This window comes from Microvirgula curvata, from assembly GCF_054781615.1.
Map to the genome: position 1 here is coordinate 71,581 of NZ_BAAGUB010000015.1, position 20,728 is coordinate 92,308.

At 63.1% G+C, this 20,728-nt stretch carries 19 protein-coding genes and 1 tRNA gene; 8 read left to right on the top strand and 12 right to left on the bottom strand.

Features of this window, described 5'->3' with window-relative positions:
- The first annotated feature begins 131 nt into the window (after nucleotides 1–131).
- The 6 genes from uvrA (at nucleotide 132) to ACYVG8_RS08880 (ending at nucleotide 9,713) form a co-directional block, all read left to right on the top strand.
- On the top strand, nucleotides 132–2,957 hold the full coding sequence (gene uvrA, locus ACYVG8_RS08855; RefSeq protein ID WP_028499757.1) for an excinuclease ABC subunit UvrA: 2,826 nt from the start codon (nucleotides 132–134) through the stop codon (nucleotides 2,955–2,957).
- Between the two features lie 5 nt (nucleotides 2,958–2,962).
- Nucleotides 2,963–3,388, top strand: coding sequence for a VOC family protein (locus tag ACYVG8_RS08860; protein ID WP_028499756.1), 426 nt, complete (start codon nucleotides 2,963–2,965; stop codon nucleotides 3,386–3,388).
- A 143-nt stretch (nucleotides 3,389–3,531) separates the two neighbouring features.
- A complete protein-coding gene (locus ACYVG8_RS08865) occupies nucleotides 3,532–4,230 on the top strand; it encodes a TetR/AcrR family transcriptional regulator (RefSeq protein WP_281661737.1) in 699 nt (232 codons plus the stop codon).
- 291 nt (nucleotides 4,231–4,521) lie between these two features.
- On the top strand, nucleotides 4,522–5,940 hold the full coding sequence (locus ACYVG8_RS08870) for an OmpP1/FadL family transporter (protein ID WP_028499754.1): 1,419 nt from the start codon (nucleotides 4,522–4,524) through the stop codon (nucleotides 5,938–5,940).
- 124 nt (nucleotides 5,941–6,064) lie between these two features.
- Nucleotides 6,065–8,440, top strand: a complete 2,376-nt coding sequence (locus tag ACYVG8_RS08875; protein ID WP_028499753.1) for a 3-hydroxyacyl-CoA dehydrogenase/enoyl-CoA hydratase family protein — start codon at nucleotides 6,065–6,067, stop codon at nucleotides 8,438–8,440.
- 70 nt (nucleotides 8,441–8,510) lie between these two features.
- Nucleotides 8,511–9,713, top strand: a complete 1,203-nt coding sequence (locus ACYVG8_RS08880; protein WP_028499752.1) for an acetyl-CoA C-acyltransferase — start codon at nucleotides 8,511–8,513, stop codon at nucleotides 9,711–9,713.
- Nucleotides 9,714–9,773: 60 nt separating this feature from the next.
- Here ACYVG8_RS08880 and ACYVG8_RS08885 read toward each other — a convergent pair whose 3' ends face one another.
- Both ACYVG8_RS08885 and rraA read right to left on the bottom strand, forming a co-directional pair.
- Nucleotides 9,774–10,688, bottom strand: coding sequence for a LysR substrate-binding domain-containing protein (locus ACYVG8_RS08885; protein WP_028499751.1), 915 nt, complete (start codon nucleotides 10,686–10,688; stop codon nucleotides 9,774–9,776).
- Nucleotides 10,689–10,720: 32 nt separating this feature from the next.
- A complete protein-coding gene (gene rraA, locus ACYVG8_RS08890; RefSeq protein ID WP_107890178.1) occupies nucleotides 10,721–11,200 on the bottom strand; it encodes a ribonuclease E activity regulator RraA in 480 nt (159 codons plus the stop codon).
- 104 nt (nucleotides 11,201–11,304) lie between these two features.
- Between rraA and ACYVG8_RS08895 the strand changes: the two genes are divergently transcribed.
- Nucleotides 11,305–11,955: a YdcF family protein gene (locus ACYVG8_RS08895; protein ID WP_244879580.1), complete on the top strand. Its 651-nt coding sequence runs from the start codon at nucleotides 11,305–11,307 to the stop codon at nucleotides 11,953–11,955.
- Between the two features lie 6 nt (nucleotides 11,956–11,961).
- Here ACYVG8_RS08895 and ACYVG8_RS08900 read toward each other — a convergent pair whose 3' ends face one another.
- Nucleotides 11,962–15,507 (bottom strand): DUF748 domain-containing protein, encoded by a 3,546-nt coding sequence (locus tag ACYVG8_RS08900; RefSeq protein ID WP_460745451.1) that lies wholly within the window; start codon nucleotides 15,505–15,507, stop codon nucleotides 11,962–11,964.
- 125 nt (nucleotides 15,508–15,632) lie between these two features.
- Here ACYVG8_RS08900 and ACYVG8_RS08905 point away from each other — a divergent pair.
- Nucleotides 15,633–15,708 (top strand) — tRNA-Thr (locus ACYVG8_RS08905).
- A gap of 14 nt (nucleotides 15,709–15,722) precedes the next feature.
- Here the strand turns inward: ACYVG8_RS08905 and ACYVG8_RS08910 are convergent.
- From ACYVG8_RS08910 to ACYVG8_RS08950, 9 genes are all read right to left on the bottom strand, one after another.
- Entirely contained in the window at nucleotides 15,723–16,802 is a 1,080-nt protein-coding gene (locus tag ACYVG8_RS08910; protein WP_373280398.1) for a tyrosine-type recombinase/integrase, read from the bottom strand.
- A complete protein-coding gene (locus ACYVG8_RS08915) occupies nucleotides 16,685–17,230 on the bottom strand; it encodes a helix-turn-helix domain-containing protein (protein WP_460745453.1) in 546 nt (181 codons plus the stop codon). The genes ACYVG8_RS08910 and ACYVG8_RS08915 overlap by 118 nt, the downstream gene beginning before the upstream one ends.
- On the bottom strand, nucleotides 17,200–17,595 hold the full coding sequence (locus ACYVG8_RS08920; RefSeq protein ID WP_460745455.1) for a hypothetical protein: 396 nt from the start codon (nucleotides 17,593–17,595) through the stop codon (nucleotides 17,200–17,202). Before ACYVG8_RS08920 ends, ACYVG8_RS08915 begins: the two co-directional genes overlap by 31 nt.
- On the bottom strand, nucleotides 17,592–18,122 hold the full coding sequence (locus tag ACYVG8_RS08925) for a hypothetical protein (RefSeq protein WP_460745457.1): 531 nt from the start codon (nucleotides 18,120–18,122) through the stop codon (nucleotides 17,592–17,594). Before ACYVG8_RS08925 ends, ACYVG8_RS08920 begins: the two co-directional genes overlap by 4 nt.
- Nucleotides 18,122–18,337, bottom strand: coding sequence for a hypothetical protein (locus ACYVG8_RS08930; protein WP_460745459.1), 216 nt, complete (start codon nucleotides 18,335–18,337; stop codon nucleotides 18,122–18,124). The genes ACYVG8_RS08925 and ACYVG8_RS08930 overlap by 1 nt, the downstream gene beginning before the upstream one ends.
- Nucleotides 18,334–19,089, bottom strand: a complete 756-nt coding sequence (locus ACYVG8_RS08935; RefSeq protein ID WP_460745461.1) for a hypothetical protein — start codon at nucleotides 19,087–19,089, stop codon at nucleotides 18,334–18,336. The genes ACYVG8_RS08930 and ACYVG8_RS08935 overlap by 4 nt, the downstream gene beginning before the upstream one ends.
- A gap of 62 nt (nucleotides 19,090–19,151) precedes the next feature.
- Entirely contained in the window at nucleotides 19,152–20,279 is a 1,128-nt protein-coding gene (locus tag ACYVG8_RS08940) for a DNA cytosine methyltransferase (RefSeq protein WP_460745463.1), read from the bottom strand.
- A 36-nt stretch (nucleotides 20,280–20,315) separates the two neighbouring features.
- The gene (locus tag ACYVG8_RS08945) at nucleotides 20,316–20,495 is read right to left on the bottom strand and encodes a hypothetical protein (RefSeq protein ID WP_460745465.1); all 180 of its coding nucleotides are present in this window, start codon (nucleotides 20,493–20,495) and stop codon (nucleotides 20,316–20,318) included.
- On the bottom strand, nucleotides 20,492–20,707 hold the full coding sequence (locus tag ACYVG8_RS08950; RefSeq protein WP_460745467.1) for a hypothetical protein: 216 nt from the start codon (nucleotides 20,705–20,707) through the stop codon (nucleotides 20,492–20,494). The genes ACYVG8_RS08945 and ACYVG8_RS08950 overlap by 4 nt, the downstream gene beginning before the upstream one ends.
- Nucleotides 20,708–20,728: the final 21 nt, after the last annotated feature.

The window sequence follows — 20,728 nt, forward strand, 5'->3', positions numbered from 1 at the left end:
GCACAGGCGTCGGCCAGCGACGTATCGGAAGGGGATCGGACACCGTTGCCTGAGACCGATTGAGCGGCTTGCATGGCTGCGGCAGTGATTTCCGGTATATTAACAGGTTGCTTTGCCAGCTTGAGAGCTTCATGGATAGCATTCGCATTCGCGGCGCCCGTACGCACAATCTGAAGAACGTCAATCTCGACCTGCCCCGCCACAAGCTGATCGTGATTACCGGCCTGTCCGGTTCCGGCAAATCTTCGCTCGCCTTCGACACGCTGTACGCGGAGGGTCAGCGGCGCTATGTCGAGTCGCTTTCCGCCTACGCACGGCAGTTCCTGCAACTGATGGAGAAACCGGACGTCGATCTGATCGAGGGCCTGAGCCCGGCGATTTCGATCGAGCAGAAGGCCACCAGTCACAACCCGCGCTCCACCGTCGGCACCGTCACCGAGATCCACGACTACCTGCGCCTGCTGTTCGCCCGCGTCGGCACGCCGTACTGTCCCGATCACGACCGGCCGCTGGAGTCGCAAACCGTCAGCCAGATGGTCGACCACGCGCTGGCGCTGCCGGCCGAGACCCGGCTGATGATCCTGGCGCCGCTGGTGGTCGAGCGCAAGGGCGAGCAGCTCGACCTGTTCGACGAACTGCGCGCGCAGGGCTTTGTCCGGGTGCGGGTCGATGGCGAGGTCTGCGAGATCGACGCCGTGCCCAAACTGGACAAGAACAAGAAGCATACCGTCGAGGTCGTGGTCGACCGGCTGAAGGTCCGCGAGGACATGAAGCAGCGTCTGGCCGAGTCGTTCGAAACCGCGCTGCGCCATGCCGAAGGCCGGGCGATCGCGATGGAGATGGACAGCGGCAAGGAGTACTGGTTCTCGTCAAAGTTCGCCTGTCCGGTTTGCAGCTACAGCCTGCCGGAGCTGGAACCGCGCCTGTTCAGCTTCAACAATCCGATGGGGGCGTGCCCGCATTGCGACGGGCTGGGCCACATCACCTTCTTCGATCCGCGCCGTGTGGCCGCCCATCCGACATTGTCGCTGGCGGCCGGCGCGATCAAGGGCTGGGACAAGCGCAACCAGTTCTACTACCAGATGCTGCAGTCGCTGGCCATGCACTATGGCTTCGAGATCGACCTGCCGTTCGAGATGCTGCCGGAGAAGGTGCGCCACGTGGTGCTGCACGGTTCCGGCCGTGAAGCGATCCCGTTCATCTACGTGAACGAGCGCGGGGCCAAGGTCACGCGCGAGCATCCGTTCGAGGGCATCATCCCGAACCTCGAACGCCGCTACCGCGAGACCGATTCGCAGGCGGTGCGCGAGGAACTGGCCAAGTACCAGGCCAACCAGCCGTGCCCGCACTGCCATGGCACCCGCCTGCGCAAGGAAGCGCGCAATGTCCGCGTGGCCGATCGCACGCTGCATGAGCTGAACCAGTTGCCGCTGAAAGTCACGCTGTCGTGGTTCGACTCTCTGGCCTTTACCGGCCAGAAACAGGCGGTGGCGGAAAAGATCGTCAAGGAAATCCGCGATCGTCTCGGCTTCCTGAACAATGTCGGCCTCGACTACCTGTCGCTGGACCGCTCGGCCGACACCCTGTCCGGCGGCGAGGCGCAGCGTATCCGGCTGGCCAGCCAGATCGGTTCCGGGCTGACCGGGGTGATGTATGTGCTCGACGAGCCGTCCATCGGCCTGCACCAGCGCGACAACGACCGGCTGCTGGCCACGCTGATGCGCTTGCGCGACCTTGGCAACAGCGTGATCGTGGTCGAGCACGACGAAGATGCCATTCGTGCTGCCGACTATCTGGTCGACATGGGGCCGGGTGCCGGCGAGCATGGCGGCCACGTGCTGATGGCCGGCCTGCCGTCCGAAGTCGCGGCCTGCCCCGACTCGGTGACCGGCCAGTTCCTGTCCGGCCGCCGCACCATCGAGATGCCGGACGCGCGCCGTCCGCCCGATCCGGAGCGGCTGCTGCGCGTGCTCGGCGCGACCGGCAACAACCTGAAGCATGTCGACCTGGAAGTGCCGGTCGGCCTGCTGACCTGCGTGACCGGCGTGTCCGGCTCGGGCAAGTCGACGCTGATCAACGATACGCTGTACGCGGCCGCGGCGCGCGAGCTGAACGGTGCCAGTTCCGAACCGGCTGCGCATGACGACATCACCGGCATGGAGTTCTTCGACAAGGTCATCAATGTCGACCAGAGCCCGATCGGCCGTACGCCGCGTTCCAACCCGGCGACCTATACCGGCATGTTCACGCCGATCCGCGAGCTGTATGCCGGCGTACCGACCTCGCGCGAGCGCGGTTACGGCCCGGGCCGCTTCAGTTTCAACGTCAAGGGCGGCCGGTGCGAGGCCTGCCAGGGCGACGGGGTGCTGAAGGTCGAGATGCATTTCCTGCCGGATGTGTACGTGCCGTGCGATGTCTGCCACGGCAAGCGCTACAACCGCGAAACGCTGGAAGTGCACTACAAGGGCAAGAGCATCCACGAGGTGCTGGACATGACCGTCGAGCAGGCGCTTGCGTTCTTTGCCGCTGTGCCGTCAGTGGCGCGCAAGCTGTCGACGCTGATGGATGTCGGCCTCGGCTATATCCGGCTGGGACAGAGCGCGACCACGCTGTCCGGTGGCGAGGCGCAGCGGGTGAAGCTGGCGCTGGAACTGAGCAAGCGCGACACCGGCCGGACCCTGTATATTCTCGACGAGCCGACGACCGGGCTGCATTTCCATGACATTGATCTACTGTTGAAAGTGCTGCGTCGCCTGCGCGAGAACGGCAACACGGTGGTGGTGATCGAACATAACCTGGACGTGATCAAGACTGCCGACTGGGTGGTCGACCTCGGTCCTGAAGGCGGCGATGGCGGTGGGCGCATCCTGGTTGCCGGCACACCGGAAACGGTGGCCGAACATCCGGACAGCTTTACCGGTCATTACCTGAAAAAAGTCCTGACTCCACAACGATAACGACAATGCCCAAGCTTTCCGTCATTGACCACATCCACGTCTGGGTGAAAGACCGGGCGGCTTCGGCCGTCTGGTACCAGCGTACCCTCGGCCTGTCGCCGGACCCGCGCTTTGCCGCCTGGGCACAGGCGCCAAGCGGGCCGCTGACGCTGTTCAACTCCGGCAATACCGTGCATCTGGCCCTGTTCGAGAAGGTGGATGCCGCCCCGTCGCACTCGGTGATTGCGTTTTCGGTCGGCGGGGCGGATTTCCTGGCCTGGATCGACAAGCTGGCCGGGGAGCGGGTGCTGGCGACCGACGGGCGCTATCTGGCGCGTGACTGCATCGTCGATCACAAGCTGGCCTGGTCGTTCTATTTTGTCGACCCGGACGGCAACCCGTTCGAGATCACCAGCTATGATTACTCGTGGCTGGCTGCCAAGCTTCGCTAGTGTCCATGCGGTCTTTTGTCTGACAAACAAGTGTTTCATTGCGATAATCGGGCCGCCCCCTTCGGGTGGCCCGATTTTTTTGGCATGTGGCTTGACACTCGCAAAATTAAAACGTAAGTTTCAAACAACCGTTTGGATTGATAATGAATGAATCCCTAGTGGATACCGAATCGCTGGGCAGGGAAGAGCAGGACAGTGTGGAAGTCAACAGGCCCGATACCGCGACACGCATCCTCGATGTGGCTGAAAAGCTGTTTATCGAGCATGGATTCGATGCGACCTCGCTGCGTCTGATCACGCAGCAGGCGGAGGTCAATCTGGCCGCCGTCAACTATCACTTTGGTTCCAAGGATGCGCTGCTGCAACAGGCCGTCATTCGCCGCCTGGCACCGTGGAACCGCCAGTGCATCGAAGAGCTGGACCGGCTCGAGGCACAGGGCAAGCCACTGACGGTCGAAGCGCTGGTATCCGGCTTCATCCGTCCGTCGCTGGCGATGTCCAGGGACCCGACCCGGGGCGGCGCGCTGTTTGTGCGTCTGCTGTCGCGCACCTTCATCGAGAACCACAAGATGTTGCGCGAGGCGATTCCGGCCGACCACAGCGAGTTCGTCAAACGTTACAGCCGGGCGTTTTCCAAAGTGCTGCCGGAACTCGGCATCGAGGAGCTGGCCTGGCGGCTGCATTTCAGTTTCAGTCTGATGTTCAATGCCTTTGCCGGCAATGACGTGCTGAAAGTGTTTATCAAGAAGCAACAGATCGTGTCGGCACGCGACCCGGACATTGTCGCCCGTCACCTGCTGCCGTACGTGATTGCGGGGCTGACGGCGCCGATGCCGGAGTAGGAAAAACCGGGTGTTGTAAAAGTGATACGCCCACTGGCCTCCATGTTGGTGGATTACGCAAGGCTGTCAGACAATCCGGTTCGCTTGTGAACGTGTGAACGGGATGTCTGGCAGCAAATGCTCATGCATAAAGGATGAAACGAACGTTTGGAATAATTGCTCGAAAAACCGCTGTCATTACTGAACGACAGTGATAGTATCGACGACAGGACGATATCAAACGATTGTTTGATAGTACGCCTGAATATAAAACCAAGATTCGTTAGATCCGCTCTAGATGAGGAACGATGCATGAAGATCAAAAATCTTAGCCTGCTGGTGGCAATGATGGGCGGGGCACCGGCGATCGCGCTGGCCTCGGGTTACCACTTTGGCTCGCAAAGCGTGTCGGCACAGGGCACGGCGTTCGCCAGCGGCGCGGAAGCCGCTGACGCGTCCACCATTTTCTACAACCCGGCCGGCATGTCGCGGCTGCAGGGCACCCAGTTCTCCGGCGGCCTGACCTTCGTGCTGCCGAATTCGGACTACAGTGACAAGGGCTCGACCAACTACCTGAAGCGCCCGACCGGCGGCGGTGATGGCGGTTCGTTCGCGCCGGACATCGTGGTGGCGCCGTCGATGTACCTGACGCACCAGATCAATGACCAGATCACGGCCGGCATTGGCATGTTCGTGCCGTATGGCGCCTCGCTCGACTACGGCGGCGACTGGGTCGGCCGCTACGGTCTGACCAAGATCGACCTGATGACCATCAACATCAACCCGTCGATCTCGTTCAAGCTCAACGACCACCACAGCTTCGGCTTCGGCGTGTCGGCACAGTACATGAACGCGGAACTCGACAAGGCCTCCGATGCGGTGACCGGTCTGCGCATGGGCGCGGCAGCCGGTGCGTTTGGCCCGGCTTCGTCGGCGATCACCAACCTGATCAATGCCGGGGCGATCTCCGGCGCCGGTACCATCAAGATCAAGGGCAACGACTGGGGCTACGGCTTCAACCTCGGCTACATGTACACGCTGGACGAGAACACCCGCTTCGGCATTGCCTACCGCTCGGCCATCAGCCAGAAGCTGCGCGGCTCGGCAAACTGGGACTTCAGCGGCGTGAACATGACGAGTGCCGTCCCGGGGGCGCTTCAGGGTGCAATCAACAGCAGGCTGAACAGCAAGCATCCGGACAGCGACGCCACGGTGGACGTGAAGACGCCGGAAGCGGTGTCGATCAACGGCTTCCATCAGATCAACGACAAGTGGGCGGTCATGAGCGATGTGACCTGGACCCGCCACTCGCAGATGAAGAGCATCGACGTCAACTTCAACACCGCTGGCGAGGGTGACTTCGTCGTGCGCCAGAACTGGCGCAATACCTACAAGGTGTCGGTCGGCGCGAACTATCGTTACAACGACGCACTGCTGTTCCGCAGCGGTATCGCCTATGACCAGTCGCCGGTCAGCAATGACAACCTGCGTCACTCGGCCCTGCCGGACAGCAACCGCTGGCTGTTCTCGCTCGGTGGCAACTATCAGGTCACCAAGCTCGACTCGCTGGACTTTGCGTACACCTACGTGAACTTCGCCAACGCCAACGTGAACTACACCGACAGTTGCACGCCGGTTTCGACCAGCTGCACCGGCAACGGCGAAACCACCAAGGGTCAGTACAAGACCAGCATCCACATGGTGGGTATCCAGTACAACCGCGCCTTCTGATCCCGCATCAGGTTCAGGCGTGGCAGGACCGGGCCGGAGGGGCCGGCCCGGTCCGATTTTCCGCGACGAAAGCGCATGACGGCTTTCGTCACTGTTTGAGAGCAACACTGCAACCGAGGAAACCATGTCTCAATCCAAGTTCATCGTACGCAAGGTGGCCGTGCTCGGCGCCGGAGTGATGGGGGCGCAGATCGCCGCACATCTGGTCAACGCCAAGGTCCCGACCCTGCTTTTCGATCTGCCGGCGAAAGAAGGCGACAAGAGCGCCATCGCCCGCAAGGCCATCGACGGGCTGAAAAAGCTCAAGCCCGCGCCGCTGGCCGGCAAGGACCGCGCCGACTACATCACGCCGGCCAACTACGATGAACACCTGGCTCTGCTGAAGGATTGCGATCTGGTTATCGAGGCGATCGCCGAACGCATCGACTGGAAGTCCGATCTGTACCACAAGGTGGCGCCGCACCTTGGCGAACACACGATTTTCGCCACCAATACCTCCGGCCTGTCGATCAACAAGCTGGCCGATGCCTGCCCGGCTGACGTGCGCTCGCGCTTCTGCGGCGTGCACTTCTTCAATCCGCCGCGCTACATGCACCTGGTCGAGATCATTGCCGCATCGCAGTCCGATGCGCACATTCTCGACAACCTCGAACGTTTCCTGGTCACCACGCTCGGCAAGGGCGTCGTGCGCGCCAAGGACACGCCGAACTTTGTCGCCAACCGCGTCGGCGTGTTCTCGATGCTGGCGACCATTCACAACGCCGAAAAATACGGCATCCGTTTCGATGTCGTCGACGACCTGACCGGCCCGCGCCTCGGCCGCCCGAAGTCGGCGACCTTCCGTACCGCCGACGTGGTCGGCCTGGATACCTTCGCCCATGTGGTCAAGACCATGCAGGACACCCTGCCGGAAGACCCGTGGCACTCGCTGTTCAAGACCCCGGCCTGGCTGGCCGCGCTGATCGAAAAGGGCGCGCTGGGCCAGAAGACCCGCCAGGGCATCTACAAGAAGGACGGCAAGCAGATGTTCGTGCTCGACCCGGCAAAGGGCGAGTATGTCGAAGCCGGCCAGAAGGGCGACGACGCGGTCAAGGCCATCCTGAAGGAAGCCGATCCGGCCGTCCGTTTCAAGAAACTGCGCGAAAGCCAGAATCCGCAGGCGCAGTTCCTGTGGGCATGCTTCCGTGACGTGTTCCACTACATCGGCTATCACCTGGCCGATATCGCCGACAACGCCCGCGACCTGGACCTGGCCATTCGCTGGGGCTTCGGCTGGTCGGTCGGCCCGTTCGAGACCTGGCAATCCGCCGGCTGGCAGCAAGTGGCCAAGTGGATCGACGAAGACCGTGCCGCCGGCAACGCCCTGAGCAGCGCCGGTCTGCCGGCCTGGGCACTCGACGGCAACCGTGCCGGCGTGCACTTCCCGGAAGGCTCGTACAGCGCGACCAAGAACACCCTGGTGCCGCGTTCGTCGCTGGACGTGTACGCGCGTCAGCTGGCGCCGGCCCGCGTGCTCGGCGAAAACGCGCCGAAGCTCGGCGAGACCGTATTCGAGAACGACGGCGTGCGCGCCTTCACCAGCGGCGACGGCGTGCTGGTGGTGTCGTTCCTGAGCAAGGCCCATGCCATTGGCCCGGCCGTGCTCGAAGGTCTGAACAAGGCCATCGATCTGGCGGAAGACCAGTACCAGGCACTGGTGATCTGGCACGAGGACGCCCCGTTCTCGGTCGGCGCCGACCTGCAGTCGATGATGCCGGCCTTCATGATGGGCGACTGGGACGCGATCGACGCGACCGTCAACCAGTTCCAGGCCACGTCGATGCGCCTGCGCTACAGCCAGATCCCGGTGGTCGCGGCAACCCAGGGCTACGCATTCGGCGGCGGCTGCGAGTTCGTCATGCACGCCGACAAGGTGGTGGCAGGGCTGGAAACCTATATCGGTCTGGTCGAAGTGGGCGTCGGCCTGCTGCCGGGCGGCGGCGGTTGCAAGGAATTTGCGCTGCGCGCCGCGCAGCAGGCAAAGGGCGACGTGCTGGCCGCGCTGAAGGATTACTTCATGGCCATCGCTACCGCCAGGGTCGGCACCAGCGCGCTGGAAGGCCAGGAAATCGGCTACCTCCGCAAGACCGATACCGTGGTGTTCAACGCCTATGAACTGCTGCATGTCGCCAAGTCCGAGGCACTGGCGCTGGCCGAAGCCGGCTACCGTCCGCCGCTGAAGGTCAAGGCCTTCCCGGTTGCCGGTCGCAGTGGCGCCGCCTCGATCAAGGGCCAGCTGGTGAACATGCTGGAAGGGCGCTTCATCAGCCAGCACGACTTCACCATCGCCGGCCTGATTGCCGACGTGATGACCGGCGGCGATGTCGATGCCGGCACCCTGGTCGACGAACAGTGGATCCTCGACCTGGAGCGCAAGGCTTTCCTGTCGCTGCTGAAGAACCCGCTGACCCAGGCCCGCATCGCCAACATGCTGACCACCGGCAAGCCGCTGCGCAACTGAGCCCGGCAAGCCGCTTTGCGGCCGGCAGGCGATGCGCCGCCGGCCCGAACAGAATTCGGAGAGTGTTGAAATGAGCAAACAGATTCAAGAAGCCTATATCGTCGCGACGACCCGCACGCCGGTCGGCAAGGCGCCGCGCGGCATGATGCGCAATGTGCGTCCGGACGACATGCTGGCCCACGTGCTGAAGAGCGCGCTGGCCCAGGTGCCGGAACTGGACCCGAACCTGATCAATGACGTCGTGGTCGGCTGCGCGTTCCCGGAAGCCGAACAGGGTCTGAACATGGCGCGCATCGGCGTGCTGCTGGCCGGCCTGCCGGAAACCGTCGGCGGCCTGACCATCAACCGCTACTGCTCGTCGGGCATCAACGCGGTGCAGATCGCCGCCGACCGCATCCGTACCGGTGAGGCCGACGTGGTCATCGCCGCCGGCAGCGAATCGATGTCGATGGTGCCGATGATGGGCAACAAGGTGTCGCTGAACCCGGAAATCTTCGCCCGTGACGAGAACTATGCGATTGCCTACGGCATGGGTCTGACGGCGGAGAAGGTGGCCCAGCAGTGGAAGGTGTCGCGTGAAGACCAGGATGCGTTTGCACTGGAATCGCATCGCCGCGCCATCGCCGCGATCCAGGGCGGCAAGTTCAAGGCGGAAATCAGCCCGCTGGACGTGACCTACCGCGTGCCGAACCTGAAGACCGGCGAAGTCGAATACGTGAAGAAGACGCTGGACACCGATGAAGGCCCGCGTCCGGACACCACGCTGGAAGGCCTCGGCAAGCTGAAGACCGTGTTCGATGCCAGGGGCTCGGTTACGGCCGGCAACAGCTCGCAGATGTCTGATGGCGCTGGCGCCGTGATTCTGGTCAGCGAAAAGGTGCTCAAGCAGTTCAACCTGACGCCGCTGGGCCGCTATGTGTCCTTCGCCGTCAAGGGCGTGCCGCCGTCGATCATGGGCATCGGCCCGAAGGTGGCCATTCCGGCCGCGCTGGAAAACGCCGGCCTGAAGCAGGACGACCTGAAGTGGATCGAGCTGAACGAAGCCTTTGCCGCGCAGGCGCTGGCAGTGATTCGCGATCTGGAACTGGATACCAGCAAGATCAACCCGAATGGCGGCGCCATCGCCCTCGGTCACCCGCTGGGTGCAACCGGCGCCATCCGCACCGCGACACTGGTGCACGGGATGCGTGAAAGCGGCCAGAAGGGCTATGGCATGGTCACGATGTGCATCGGCACCGGCATGGGTGCGGCAGGCATTATCGAAATCCTGTAAGCGCAGACTGAAAAAAACACCGGCAACTTTCGTTGCCGGTGTTTTTGTTTTTTTGGCGGTTTACAGGATATTGGTTTCGCGCGTCGGCAGGCCGGCATCCAGATGGGCGCGGCACAGCTCCAGGAAATGGGCGATGCCGGCGGTGCGGAACTTGTTGCGGTGCAGGGCGATATGGAAGTGGCGGTGCAGGTTCAGCTGCGGGGTCGACAGCGGGACCAGACTGCCGCGCCGGAAGGCCTCGCGCAGCGCCAGCCCGGACACGCAGCCGATGCCGAGACCGGACTCGACCGCCCGCTTGATCGCCTCGGTGTGTTCCAGCTCCAGACGCACATTCGGCCGCAGGCCGTGCTTGCTGAAGGCGCGGTCGAATGCCGCGCGGGTGCCGGAGCCCTGTTCACGCACGATCCAGGTCGATGACGCCAGCGTGTCCAGTGCCGGCGTGCCTTCCAGCAGCGGGTGGTTGGGCGGGGCGAAGCAGACCAGATCGTCGGTGCCCCATGGCAGGGCATCGAGATCCGGGTGGTTGAAGTCGCCTTCGACCAGGCCGAGATCCAGCGCAAGATGGGCGACCTGCTCGACGATGTCGCGGGTATTGGCGACCTCCAGCCGCACGCGGGCCGACTCGTGCGCGCGCAGATAGTCGCTGACGATGATCGGTGCCAGATAGTTGCCGATGGTCAGGGTGGCGCCAATGGCCAGATTGCCGGCAATGTCGTTGTGACGCAGCAGCGCATCGAGTTCGTGGGCGCGGTCGAGCAGCTCGGTCGCGCGCGGCAGCAGGGCATGCCCAAGGTCATTGAGCCGCAGCCGCTTGCCGGCACGATCGAACAACTGCATGTCGTAGTGGCGCTCCAGCTCGGCCAGCGCACCACTTGCCGCCGATTGCGACAATGCCAGCTCGTCCGCCGCCCGCGATACGTTTTCATAGCGGGCGATCGCGGCGAAGACTTCCATCTGTTTGAGGGTAAAGCGCATTTTTCTGGGTCGGCAATCTGGCGTAAGGGGGTTCAGACCAGCGGCTCGGGACTGACGATCACGCCGTCCTCATCCGCGTACAGCCATTCGCCGGGGCGGAAGGCGACACCACCGAAGACGACCGGCAGTTCGCGCTCGCCGATGTCTTTCTTGACCGATTTCAGCGGATGGGTGTCGAGGGCGCGGATGCCGAGCGGCAGCTTGCCGAGTGCGACCGAATCGCGGATGCAGCCATAGACGATGATGCCGTTCCAGCCATTGCGGACGGCAAGGTCGCCCAGCTGATCGCCGACCAGCGCACAGCGCAGGGAACCGCCGCCATCGACCACCAGCACCCGACCGCGTCCCGGCTCGCCGAGTATCTCGCGCACTTTCGAGTTGTCCTCGAACAGTTTCAGCGTGGCGATCGGGCCGGCAAAGCGCGGCAGGCCGCCATAGGCGCGAAACCCCGGTGACAGAATCTGTACCCGGTCGCCAAATTCGTCGCAAAGGTCGGTGGTGAGGAAGTCCATGTGTTCTCCTTGTCTGCGTAAAAAGCCGGAAGGGCGGGCGGTATCGGGACCGCGCCTGTGATTATGTGCTGCTGCCAGCGACTATACAGGAGCGGAAGTTGGGTATGATCGACACCGGTCAAACTCTGGTAAGGGCGGAAATGGCAGTCGGTTGTCTGGGTACGGTGCGGCGGTTTTTCTACGGATTGCTGACGGCAGTGCTGTTGCTGCTTGCTTACGGCGGATATACCGCCTGGCAGATTTATGATTATGGGCGACAAAGCAGTACCCGTCCGGCCGATGCCGCGCTGGTGCTGGGCGCCGCAGCCTGGGGCGAGCGACCCTCGCCGGTGTTCCGCGAGCGGATCAACCATGCGGTCAAGCTGTACCGGGACGGGCGGGTCAGGGCACTGATCTTTACCGGCGGCACGCCAGTGGACGGCTACCCGACCGAGGCGGCCGTGGGCCGGCGCTATGCGATCCAGCATGGCGTGCCGGCCGAAGCCATTCTGACCGAAAACGATTCCCGCACTACCTATGGCAACCTGGTCAACGCCGCTGCGCTGGCCGAACATGCCGGGCTGACCTCGTTCCTGATCGTCAGCGACCCGCTGCACATGCACCGGGCAATGATGATGGCCAGGGACCTTGGCCTGGAGGCCTATCCGTCCCCGACCCCGTCATCGCGCTACCAGGGGCTGGAGATGCAGGCCCGCTTCCTGTGGAAAGAGACCTACAACGCGCTGGTGTACCGGGCATTCCGCTCGCTGTCCTGAGCCTGCTCATTTCAGGCTGAAATCCACCCCGTTCTTGTCGCCCTGTTGGCCGGCCAGCAGGAACAGGCGCGACGGGTCGACCTTTGCCTGCTCTTCCAGGTAGCGTTTGACTTCCTGCGCACGACGGCTGGCCACCTGCTGTACATCGCGTTCGCTGACTTTGGTATTGGCGATGATCAGCTGTTCCATTTCCGCCGGCGGCAGCGACTTGGCAAAGCCGATCAGGTTGCGCGGCTTCTTGAAGCTGCCATCGTCGTAGACCGCCTTCAGCAGCTTGTTGCGCTGGGCCGTACCCGGCTCGGCATCGTCATCCGCTGCGTCGTCATTCCGCCAGCGGCGCTTGATCTCCTGTTCGAGATGGGCACGGCGGGCGCCGTCGACATCGGCGACGCCACGGATTTCCAGGTTCAGGTCCGGCTTGTCGGCCAGCATGCCGGCCAGCGTGTCGAGCTGCTTGCGGTTGTCCGCCGTCAGCCCGGTCCCGACCATGTCCAGATGCGACAACTGGGCGACATCGCCGCCAAAGGCATGAGCCAGCAGATCGAACGGTGCGGTGACCGCTTTCTCCAGCAGATTCACGATCACCCGGAAAATCACGCCGCCAATACTGAAATCAGGATCGTCCAGCGTGCCGCTGACCGGCAGGTTCACATCGATCTCGCCCTTGCGGTTTTTCAGCAGCTTGACCGCCAGCAATACCGGCAGCGAGGTCGCGTCCGGGCTGTCCACCTTGTCGCCGAAGGTCAGCTGATCGAGGAACAGGCGGTTGTCGGCCTTGAGCTGGTTGTCGGTGATACGGTAGTGCAGGTCCAGCGACAGCTTGCCCTTCTCGATCGGGTAGCCGGCATATTTGCGCGAATACGGCGTCAGCGCCGGCAGATCCATGCTCTTGACGCTGGCGTTCAGGTCCAGCAGCAGCGGCTTGGCGAACGGATTGACCTTGCCGGACAGCGTCAGCGGCGCATCGCGGTTGACCCGGCCCTTGATATCGATGGCGCCGGCGGCATTGTCGCGGGTGGCGATGCGGCCGATGCTGCCGCTCAGCTGGGTCAGATCGGCGCGCATGTTCGGCTGGATCAGGTTGTCGGTCCAGTTGATCCAGCCCCGGTTCAGCACGATGCGGTTGACGCTGATGTCCATCGGCGGACCGCTGGGGACCGGCGGGACCGGACGCTGGCCTTCGACCGTGGTGGTCGAGGTGCCGGACAGGGTGGTGCGGGTATCGGCTTTCTCCGGTGCCTTGACCAGCGCGATGCCGGCCGGCTGCGTCGGGCCGGCAAAGTCGCCCTGGATCTCGCGGAAGTTCAGCCGGCCGTCCTGGCTGAGCACGGCGCGAACGAAGAAGTCGTTCGCATTGATCGTGCCGACATGCAGGCGCTGCACTTTCGGCCCGTAGGCAAAATCGATGCCGTCCAGCGCCAGTGTGCGCCAGCGCGCCAGTTCCAGCCCGCGATTGATTTCATCCAGTGCCAGAACATTGTTCAGCGCCAGCGTGCCACGGTAGCCGGCCTCCATGCCGGCCGGCGCATTGGCAAAGCGCAACTGGCCGCGTGCATTCAGATCGACGCGCTTGACGTTGACCCGGATGTCACGGGTCGGCAGCACGGTCAGCGGCGACAGGTCGATCGAGCGCGCATTGACATTCAGCGTGCCGCTCTGGCGTGCCACGTCGACGCTGCCCTTCAGTGCCAGCTTGCCGCGCTGGTTGACGACGGCATCGGCCTCGATAGGCAACTGCGCCAGCCGGCCGCTGTCGACATTGCGGGTGCGCACATTCAGCCGGGTCAGGTTGACGACCACATTGCGGCGCTGCTGGGTGCTTTTCAGCAGCAGCGACCCGTCTTCGACCGACACCTGACTGGTCAGCACCCGCCATGATTGCGAACTGCGTACCGCCGGCGCGGGTTTCTGCGCGACAAACCAGCGCTCGACATTGTCGCCACGGCGATCGCGCAGCAGATGAACAACCGGCGACTTGAGTACGGCCTGGCCGATTTCAACCCGCTTGCTGCTGCTGTCCAGCGCAATATCGCTGACCGCGAGCTGCTTGAACTCGATCGCCGGGTCACGCGCGCTTTCGCTCAGCTTCAGGTCGGCAAGGCCGACATTGCCATTGCGCAGCGAGTAACGCGGCGCGCCGTTTTCCAGCGCAAAGGTGAAGGCGCCGTCGGCATTGGCGTGCAGGCTGTCCAGCCGCAGCCGGGAATAGGGCTTCAGCACCAGGGCGACATAGTCGCGCAATGCACCGGCATCAAGGTTTTCCAGAGTGAAGGTCCCGTCGCTGCTCATCTGCTGCAGCGTCAGGCGGCCATCGATCGCCAGCTTCTCGTTACGGTCGGTGCTGACATGCAGCCGGACCGGTGCCGGTGTGGTCGAAGCACTGTTCAGCCGGGCCAGGTCGAATGACAGGTCATTGACCCGGGTGCGGTAGCCGCCGGCCGGCATGTCATCGCGATACAGCACCTCGCCGCGGCGGATGCGCGCATTGTCCAGCGACCAGCGCCACGGTGTGACCTTGCTGTCCGCTGCCGGTACAACCGGGGCCGGACCTGCCGGCGCCAGCGCCCGCAGCCAGTTAAACTGGCCATCCCGGGCGCGGGTGACCGCCAGCTTCGGCGCCGTGACCGAGACCTCCTTGATGGCGATGTCGTGCGCGAACGGCTTCAGATGACTGATATGGATCGATGCCCGCTCCAGTTCGCCGAGCGCAGCGCCCTGGCGGTCGCTGAGCGCCAGATCGCGCAGGCCGACCACGCCGCTCAGCGTCAGTTGCGGTGCGTTGTTTGCATCCTTGAAATCGACCTTGAGGTCGGTATCCAGCTTCAGCGAATTGACATGCACCGGCAACGCGACCGGCAGATACGGCAGCAGCGGCATCAGATCGACGCCGTCGAGCTTGACCGTCAGGCTGCTGTCGTGTGACGACTTGAACACCTTGCTGTCGCCAAGCAGCGAGACCGGCTTGCCGTTCAGACGGGCGGAGAAATCCGGCTTGGTGTCGACATCGAGGTCGGCAGGGAAATTGGACAGATACGGCAGCGACAGCGTCAGCCGGTCGACCGTCTGCGTCTTGGTCAGCGGCCGGTCTTCGAACACGATGCGACCGGAAGTGACGCGAAGATTGGCCAGTGCGAACAGGGTAGGGGAGTCGCTGGGTTTGCTGTACTTCTCTACCAGATCGCTGATGTTGTAGCGGTTGTCCGCGACCCGGATCAGATGAACGTCCGGCCCGGCCAGATCCAGCGCCTGAATGCGAACACCGCCTCCGAGCGAAGCAACGCCGAGATTGACCAGCAGATGATCGAACTTGGCGAACGGCGTACTGCCGTCTGCTTCACTGATGCGCACATTGTCGGCCTGAACCGTCAGCGTATACAGGTTCAGCGTCAGTTCACCGATATTGACCTTGCGCCCGAGCAGGGCTTCGCCGAGCTTTTCCTCGACCAGATCCTTGACGAACAGCGGACCGGACACATAAGTCACGGCCCCGAGGGCAGCCAGGACGGCAACGGTGATGGCGGCGGGCTTGACCGCGCGAGAGAGAGCAATCATGAGGGCAGGGCGTTTTCGGTCATTATTTGTTGTAGGCCGCGATTGGGCAGCATTGTGGACATTCTACCCGTCCGCCAGCGCCAGAGCTTGCCCGCAACGCACTCCGCAGGCATAATCCGCCCCGCGCCGACTTAGCTCAGTTGGTAGAGCAACTGCCTTGTAATCAGTAGGTCACCAGTTCGATTCCGGTAGTCGGCACCAGAAAAATCAAGGGGTTAGACGGTCTCAACGTCTGACCCCTTTTTCGTTTGTGCCGGATTTGTGCCAAACCCTCCCAAAATAGAATCCAGCCGTTTGGCATGCTCGCCCAGGTGAGCGGGCGCCAGGTGTGCGTAACGGCGGACCATTTCGATGCTCTCCCAGCCCCCCATTTCCTGTAGCGCCGACAATGGCACGCCGGCCTGAACCAGCCAGCTGGCCCAGGTATGCCGCAGGTCGTGGAACCGGAAATCCGTGATCCCAGCCCGGCGCAGGCTCGCGCGCCAGGCGGTGTTTGCATCCAGTCGCATCAACCGCCCCTCATAGGTGAACACGAACCGCCGGTGTCGGCCGAGCTGTTCGGAAATGACCGCGCAGGCCGAGTCGTTCAGCGCGACGCCAATCGCCCGGCCGGCCTTGGCCTGATCCGGGTGGATCCACGCGACCCGCCGCTGCAGGTCGACCTGTGACCACTCCAGATTGATGATGTTGGAGCGGCGCAGGCCGGTGGCCAGAGCGAACCGAATGATCGCAGCCAGGTGCGGCGGCGCGCATTCGATCAACCGGGCGGCCTCTTCCTTGGTCAACCAGCGAATCCGGCGATTCGGCGTCTTGGCCTTGGCCAGGGCGGGGGCCTTGTCCAGCCATCCCCATTCATCCTGCGCTCGGCGCATCAGCGATCGCATCCACGTCAGGTAGTGGTTCCGGGTCGAGTCGGTCACCGGCTGGCCAGTGATCCGCGACGCTCCTTTCCCTTTCCCGCGACGATGAATCAGTTCGCTCACGGCCGCCTTGATCTCGTCTGCTGTGATGCCGGCCAACGACCGGCCACCGAAATAGGTCAGGAAGTACCTGATCTTCGACTTGTCGTCGTCCAGGCTCTTTTTGCCAGACTTCTCTCTGAGCCAGCGCAGCGCCGCCTCATCAAACGTCTTGTCGGGCTTGTCGCCCAGCCGTTCCTGTCTCCATGCTCCCGCCTTCAGTTGGTCGTACAGTTCCTGGGCGGATTTTTTGTCGCTGGTTTCAAGAGATCGTCTAACTCTCTTGCCACTCGGCGTCGTGTAATCGGCCCACCATGTTGAGCCGCGCAATCGGATACCCATGTTCCATCCTTTCGCGCGCCCGGATTGTGCGCGCCTGCATTTTCGAGCGAGACGAGGTAGGCGACAAGCGCCGAGCGACGGAAGACCCGGGTCTTCCCGGGTTTCGACGACGGGATCTTGTTGCCGGCGACCAGGTAGCGGAGCTTTCGCTCGCTGACCTGCAGGAATCGAGCCGCTGCGTTGAGGGGGAGCGTTTCCTCCATCAGATCGAGCGTGGCCATTTGCTGCCTCCATAAAAACAGCCGCCCGTAGGCGGCGTGTGTGATGTTGTGCTGGTCAGCCGGCGGGCTGGGCCATGGCGTCGTCGAGGGCATCGTCGAATTCTTCGGCGCAGCACATGCACGACGAGAACGTCGCGTCGCCGCATTCCCCGTCGATGTGGAACCGCTCTTTATCGCGTATCCACCGGTACCGCTCTGCATCGATGCGCAGCGCGCTTGTCGGCCCGCATGCGGTCGGCAAGACCATGCAGGGGAACGTCATCGCCTGGCGACATGGAGCGGCACTCGTTGACGAATGCCTCGTACTCGCTGTTGTCGGCCTCCAGCTCCGCAATGCGCGCCCGCAGGCCGGCTATCTCGTCACGGTCCCCGTAGATACTCTCCTGCAGCTCGTCGGCCCGGCTGGTTTCGGTGAAATGCCAGCCTTCTACGGTCTCAACGCGCTGCTCCAGCTCGGCGATGCGGTCGAGCAGAGCCAGCACGGTGGCAGCGTCAATATATTTCACCGCCTCAGCCATCATCCTGAGCTGCTTGGCCGTGTAGCCGGCGTAGGTGTGGTCAGTCATGAGGCACTTCCTTTCCCTGCTTCCTTGATTCTTTCCCTGTGTGCGGCGAGCGCGGCCTTGTAGCTGGCCTTCGCGGCCTTCTTTGTCGGAGCCCAATCTCCGGTTACTCCGCCCCAATAGCCCCAGGTGTAGCGCTGATCAGGCCGGGCCATGCGGTACTCGATCCGACCGCGCTCGAATCGACGCTCATAGCTCGGGAGATTGATGCCGAGGAAGTCCGCGAAGTCGTCTCCGGTGTCGGCATCCAGATAGTCGCCGTATCGTGTCCGTTTCGGCGGAGGCGGCAGGCAGGCCAACGCAAGCTCGCGCCCCTTGTCCGTCACAGCGAAAACGACATCGTCCTGAGCGAGAAACGCGGGCGTTCGTGCGCGACGCATCAGACCGGACGCTTCCAGCGCCTCAAGGTCCGGCATTGCGTAGTGCCCCGGGCCAGCCACGTAATGATTGCGGTTCGATTCCCGCCAGCTCGGATCTACTCCGAGGGTGTGCCACAGGATTTCTGCCTGCTGGATGGTGACGGGCTCCATCACGCACTGCCTTTCTGTTCTTGTTCGCACTGGCACGGCTGGATCTGCGCAACCCATGTGCCGTCGAATTGAGGGGTGACCGTGCAGCCGTCGGCCAGCCAGAGGCCGAGCAGCCGGCCGGCCTCTTTGTTGTCGGTCCTGCGCGCATCGAGTGCGCCGACAGTCCGGCCGCACTGGCAGACTGCGATGAATCCGGTAGGGGTGCGCTTGCTCATGCGGCACCACCTTTCACGCTGGCGAGGGCCTGCTTGGCGGCCAGGCTGATCGATTCGAGATAACCGCCAGCAATTCCCGCCAGCTCCAGTAACTCGTCGCGGTCGCCGAGCCCCTCTTTAGTTGCGGCGGCGAGAGGTCCGCCGAACTCGTCGCCTGCATGCGACGTCTGGTCTCCGATGGCCTTGAGCGCCGCCATCAGTGCCGCGTTCTGCTCGCGCAGCTTGGTTGCCGTGCCGACCAGTTCGGTAATCTGCGCCTCAAGGTCGGTGACCACGGGGTCGGAGCTGACGTGCTCTGCCCACTCGCGAGCCTGCAGCATGCTCGCCATGTCTCGGATGGCACTGCGCAGCGTGGCGATTTCGGCTTCCAGTTCCTCCGCATACCCTCGCGTGGCATCAAACTTGATCCCAATACGGTTGAACGATTCCAGTGTTTCCGTGCTGATGTGATCCATGGCGGCCATGCATGCTGCAGCCCGACGATCCGGCTCGGCCGGCTGAGCAGCCACCGGTTCGGCGTAGAGCGGTTCGGCCCACTCATCCCCGTCAGCCAGTTCAACATCGGCTGCAAGATCATGCAGGGAATGAGTATGGCTATGCCTCCACGCCACCGGTTCCGGCCTCGGCACGCTGGCGATGATTGCGGGAAGGTCGACAGTGCAGATGGCTCCCATATCGCCGCCGTTTTCGTTGCATGCCTCAAAGCAGGTGGCGCGCACGGCCTCGGCCACGCGGGTCAGATAGTCATCCATTCCTGTCTCCTGAAATGCAGAACCGCCCGGGGTGGGGCGGTTCGTTGTGTGTTCATCGCGGGTCATGGCATGCGCTCCATCACAGTTTCAATCCAGAGGCGGGCCGCTTCCGCGTTGATGGCGTTGCCGTAGGCGCGCAGGCGTCCCACTCTGGCGGGAGCCCCATGAGCCAGCGGGAATGTGCCGGGTTCAACTGGCCGCCACTTCCCATCCCGGCAGAGGAGCCAGTCAGCATCTCGCCAGAAGCCGTTAACCGGGCCGGTATCGTGTTGATGAAGCCGATGTGCGCTTGCGATGCAAGACCCATGGTTACCTTGCGTCCGCTCGGATGCTGCCCAGTCATCGATGTGTCCGGGTGCGGTCGTTTCCCCCCGTTCCCGTCCGATGCTGCTGGCGTGTTCCATCCAGACAGTGCTGCCGCATGGTTCAGCGTTACGTTCGGCGTCTGAAAGTCCGGTGCTGGGTGACGAACCGAATCCGTTGATGTTGGAGTGGGCCATCCCGCCATTTGTACCTGGTCGTTCAGGTTCGCCATGCCATGCCCCTGAGCTTTCTTCGCCGCGATGTATTCCGGCGTGTGCGACGGGAAATGGTCTCGCGCGCACGGGGTCGGCCAGCCGGCCTGCTTCGCGATGTTCGGAAGCTCCCGTTTCCCGACTCCCGCGCTTCCTCTTGAATCGCTGGCTAGCGGCGTGGGCCACCCAATAGAGCCTGTCGCGGATGTGCGGAGCACCGACGCCCGCAGACGGGAACGGGACCGCCCCGACGGCGTAATCCACGCCTTCCATGTCATCTTGTAGAGCGTCGAGCCAAGGGTCTGCATCCTTGCTCGCAACCTGCTCTCCAATGACGATTGCAGGTCTGCACTCGCTGATGAGGTGGTGCCAGTGCGGCCAGAGGTGCCGCTTGTCAGCAAACCCAAGTCCTGCGCCTGCCGAGCTGAAAGGTTGGCACGGACAGGAACCGGACCAAACAGGTCGGTCATCAGACCATCCTGCGCGTCGGAGCGCATACGACCAGACGCCAATGCCGGCGAAAAAATGGCACTGCGTGAATTCGCGGATGTCGCTGGGATGAACATCTCTTATGTCCCTTTCATCGACCTCGCCGGGTGCAATGTGGCCAGCCGCAATCAGGTTGCGTAGCCAACTGGCGGCGTATGGGTCGATCTCGTTGTAATAGGCCGCCATAACCTATGCCCTGGCGAGCAGATCTATCGCTCTCATTTATTCGCCCCCGCCCTGGTCGCCGGTATCACCACCAGCCGGCGGTGCATCCTCGCCTGCCAGTGCGCCAGCGTGCGGATCAGTCGCCAGAGGCGTGCCGGGGTTGGCCTGTTTCCATTCATCGTGAGCGCTCCTGTCCACTATCTGGTGGTAGTGGCCGTAGTCGTGGCATTGGGTCATGCATCCCCCTGCGTGTCGTTGTGTCCCTGGCAGTAGCCGCCGGCGTCGCGGTTGTCGCAGCGAGCAGAGGGGATAACCTCCATGCCGCTGGCTTTCATTCTCGCCAGGCTCTCGCGCACCTCCGCAGCCGGCAAATTGAACATGTCCTGCAGCGCGCTATCGGCCATGCTCTCTGCCGATTTGATGGACATGAATATGTGGTACGTCGTCATGCAATGACCTCCATATGTTCA

Excerpts from the sequence above, each read along its gene's own strand:
- uvrA (WP_028499757.1), top strand. The coding sequence starts at position 132 with ATGGATAGCATTCGCATTCGCGGCGCCCGTACGCACAATCTGAAGAAC.
- ACYVG8_RS08860 (WP_028499756.1), top strand. The coding sequence starts at position 2,963 with ATGCCCAAGCTTTCCGTCATTGACCACATCCACGTCTGGGTGAAAGAC.
- ACYVG8_RS08865 (WP_281661737.1), top strand. The coding sequence starts at position 3,532 with ATGAATGAATCCCTAGTGGATACCGAATCGCTGGGCAGGGAAGAGCAG.
- ACYVG8_RS08870 (WP_028499754.1), top strand. The coding sequence starts at position 4,522 with ATGAAGATCAAAAATCTTAGCCTGCTGGTGGCAATGATGGGCGGGGCA.
- ACYVG8_RS08875 (WP_028499753.1), top strand. The coding sequence starts at position 6,065 with ATGTCTCAATCCAAGTTCATCGTACGCAAGGTGGCCGTGCTCGGCGCC.
- ACYVG8_RS08880 (WP_028499752.1), top strand. The coding sequence starts at position 8,511 with ATGAGCAAACAGATTCAAGAAGCCTATATCGTCGCGACGACCCGCACG.
- ACYVG8_RS08885 (WP_028499751.1), bottom strand. The coding sequence starts at position 10,688 with ATGCGCTTTACCCTCAAACAGATGGAAGTCTTCGCCGCGATCGCCCGC.
- rraA (WP_107890178.1), bottom strand. The coding sequence starts at position 11,200 with ATGGACTTCCTCACCACCGACCTTTGCGACGAATTTGGCGACCGGGTA.
- ACYVG8_RS08895 (WP_244879580.1), top strand. The coding sequence starts at position 11,305 with ATGATCGACACCGGTCAAACTCTGGTAAGGGCGGAAATGGCAGTCGGT.
- ACYVG8_RS08900 (WP_460745451.1), bottom strand. The coding sequence starts at position 15,507 with ATGATTGCTCTCTCTCGCGCGGTCAAGCCCGCCGCCATCACCGTTGCC.
- ACYVG8_RS08915 (WP_460745453.1), bottom strand. The coding sequence starts at position 17,230 with ATGCAGAGCGGTACCGGTGGATACGCGATAAAGAGCGGTTCCACATCG.
- ACYVG8_RS08920 (WP_460745455.1), bottom strand. The coding sequence starts at position 17,595 with ATGACTGACCACACCTACGCCGGCTACACGGCCAAGCAGCTCAGGATG.
- ACYVG8_RS08925 (WP_460745457.1), bottom strand. The coding sequence starts at position 18,122 with ATGGAGCCCGTCACCATCCAGCAGGCAGAAATCCTGTGGCACACCCTC.
- ACYVG8_RS08930 (WP_460745459.1), bottom strand. The coding sequence starts at position 18,337 with ATGAGCAAGCGCACCCCTACCGGATTCATCGCAGTCTGCCAGTGCGGC.
- ACYVG8_RS08935 (WP_460745461.1), bottom strand. The coding sequence starts at position 19,089 with ATGGATGACTATCTGACCCGCGTGGCCGAGGCCGTGCGCGCCACCTGC.
- ACYVG8_RS08940 (WP_460745463.1), bottom strand. The coding sequence starts at position 20,279 with ATGGCGGCCTATTACAACGAGATCGACCCATACGCCGCCAGTTGGCTA.
- ACYVG8_RS08945 (WP_460745465.1), bottom strand. The coding sequence starts at position 20,495 with ATGACCCAATGCCACGACTACGGCCACTACCACCAGATAGTGGACAGG.
- ACYVG8_RS08950 (WP_460745467.1), bottom strand. The coding sequence starts at position 20,707 with ATGACGACGTACCACATATTCATGTCCATCAAATCGGCAGAGAGCATG.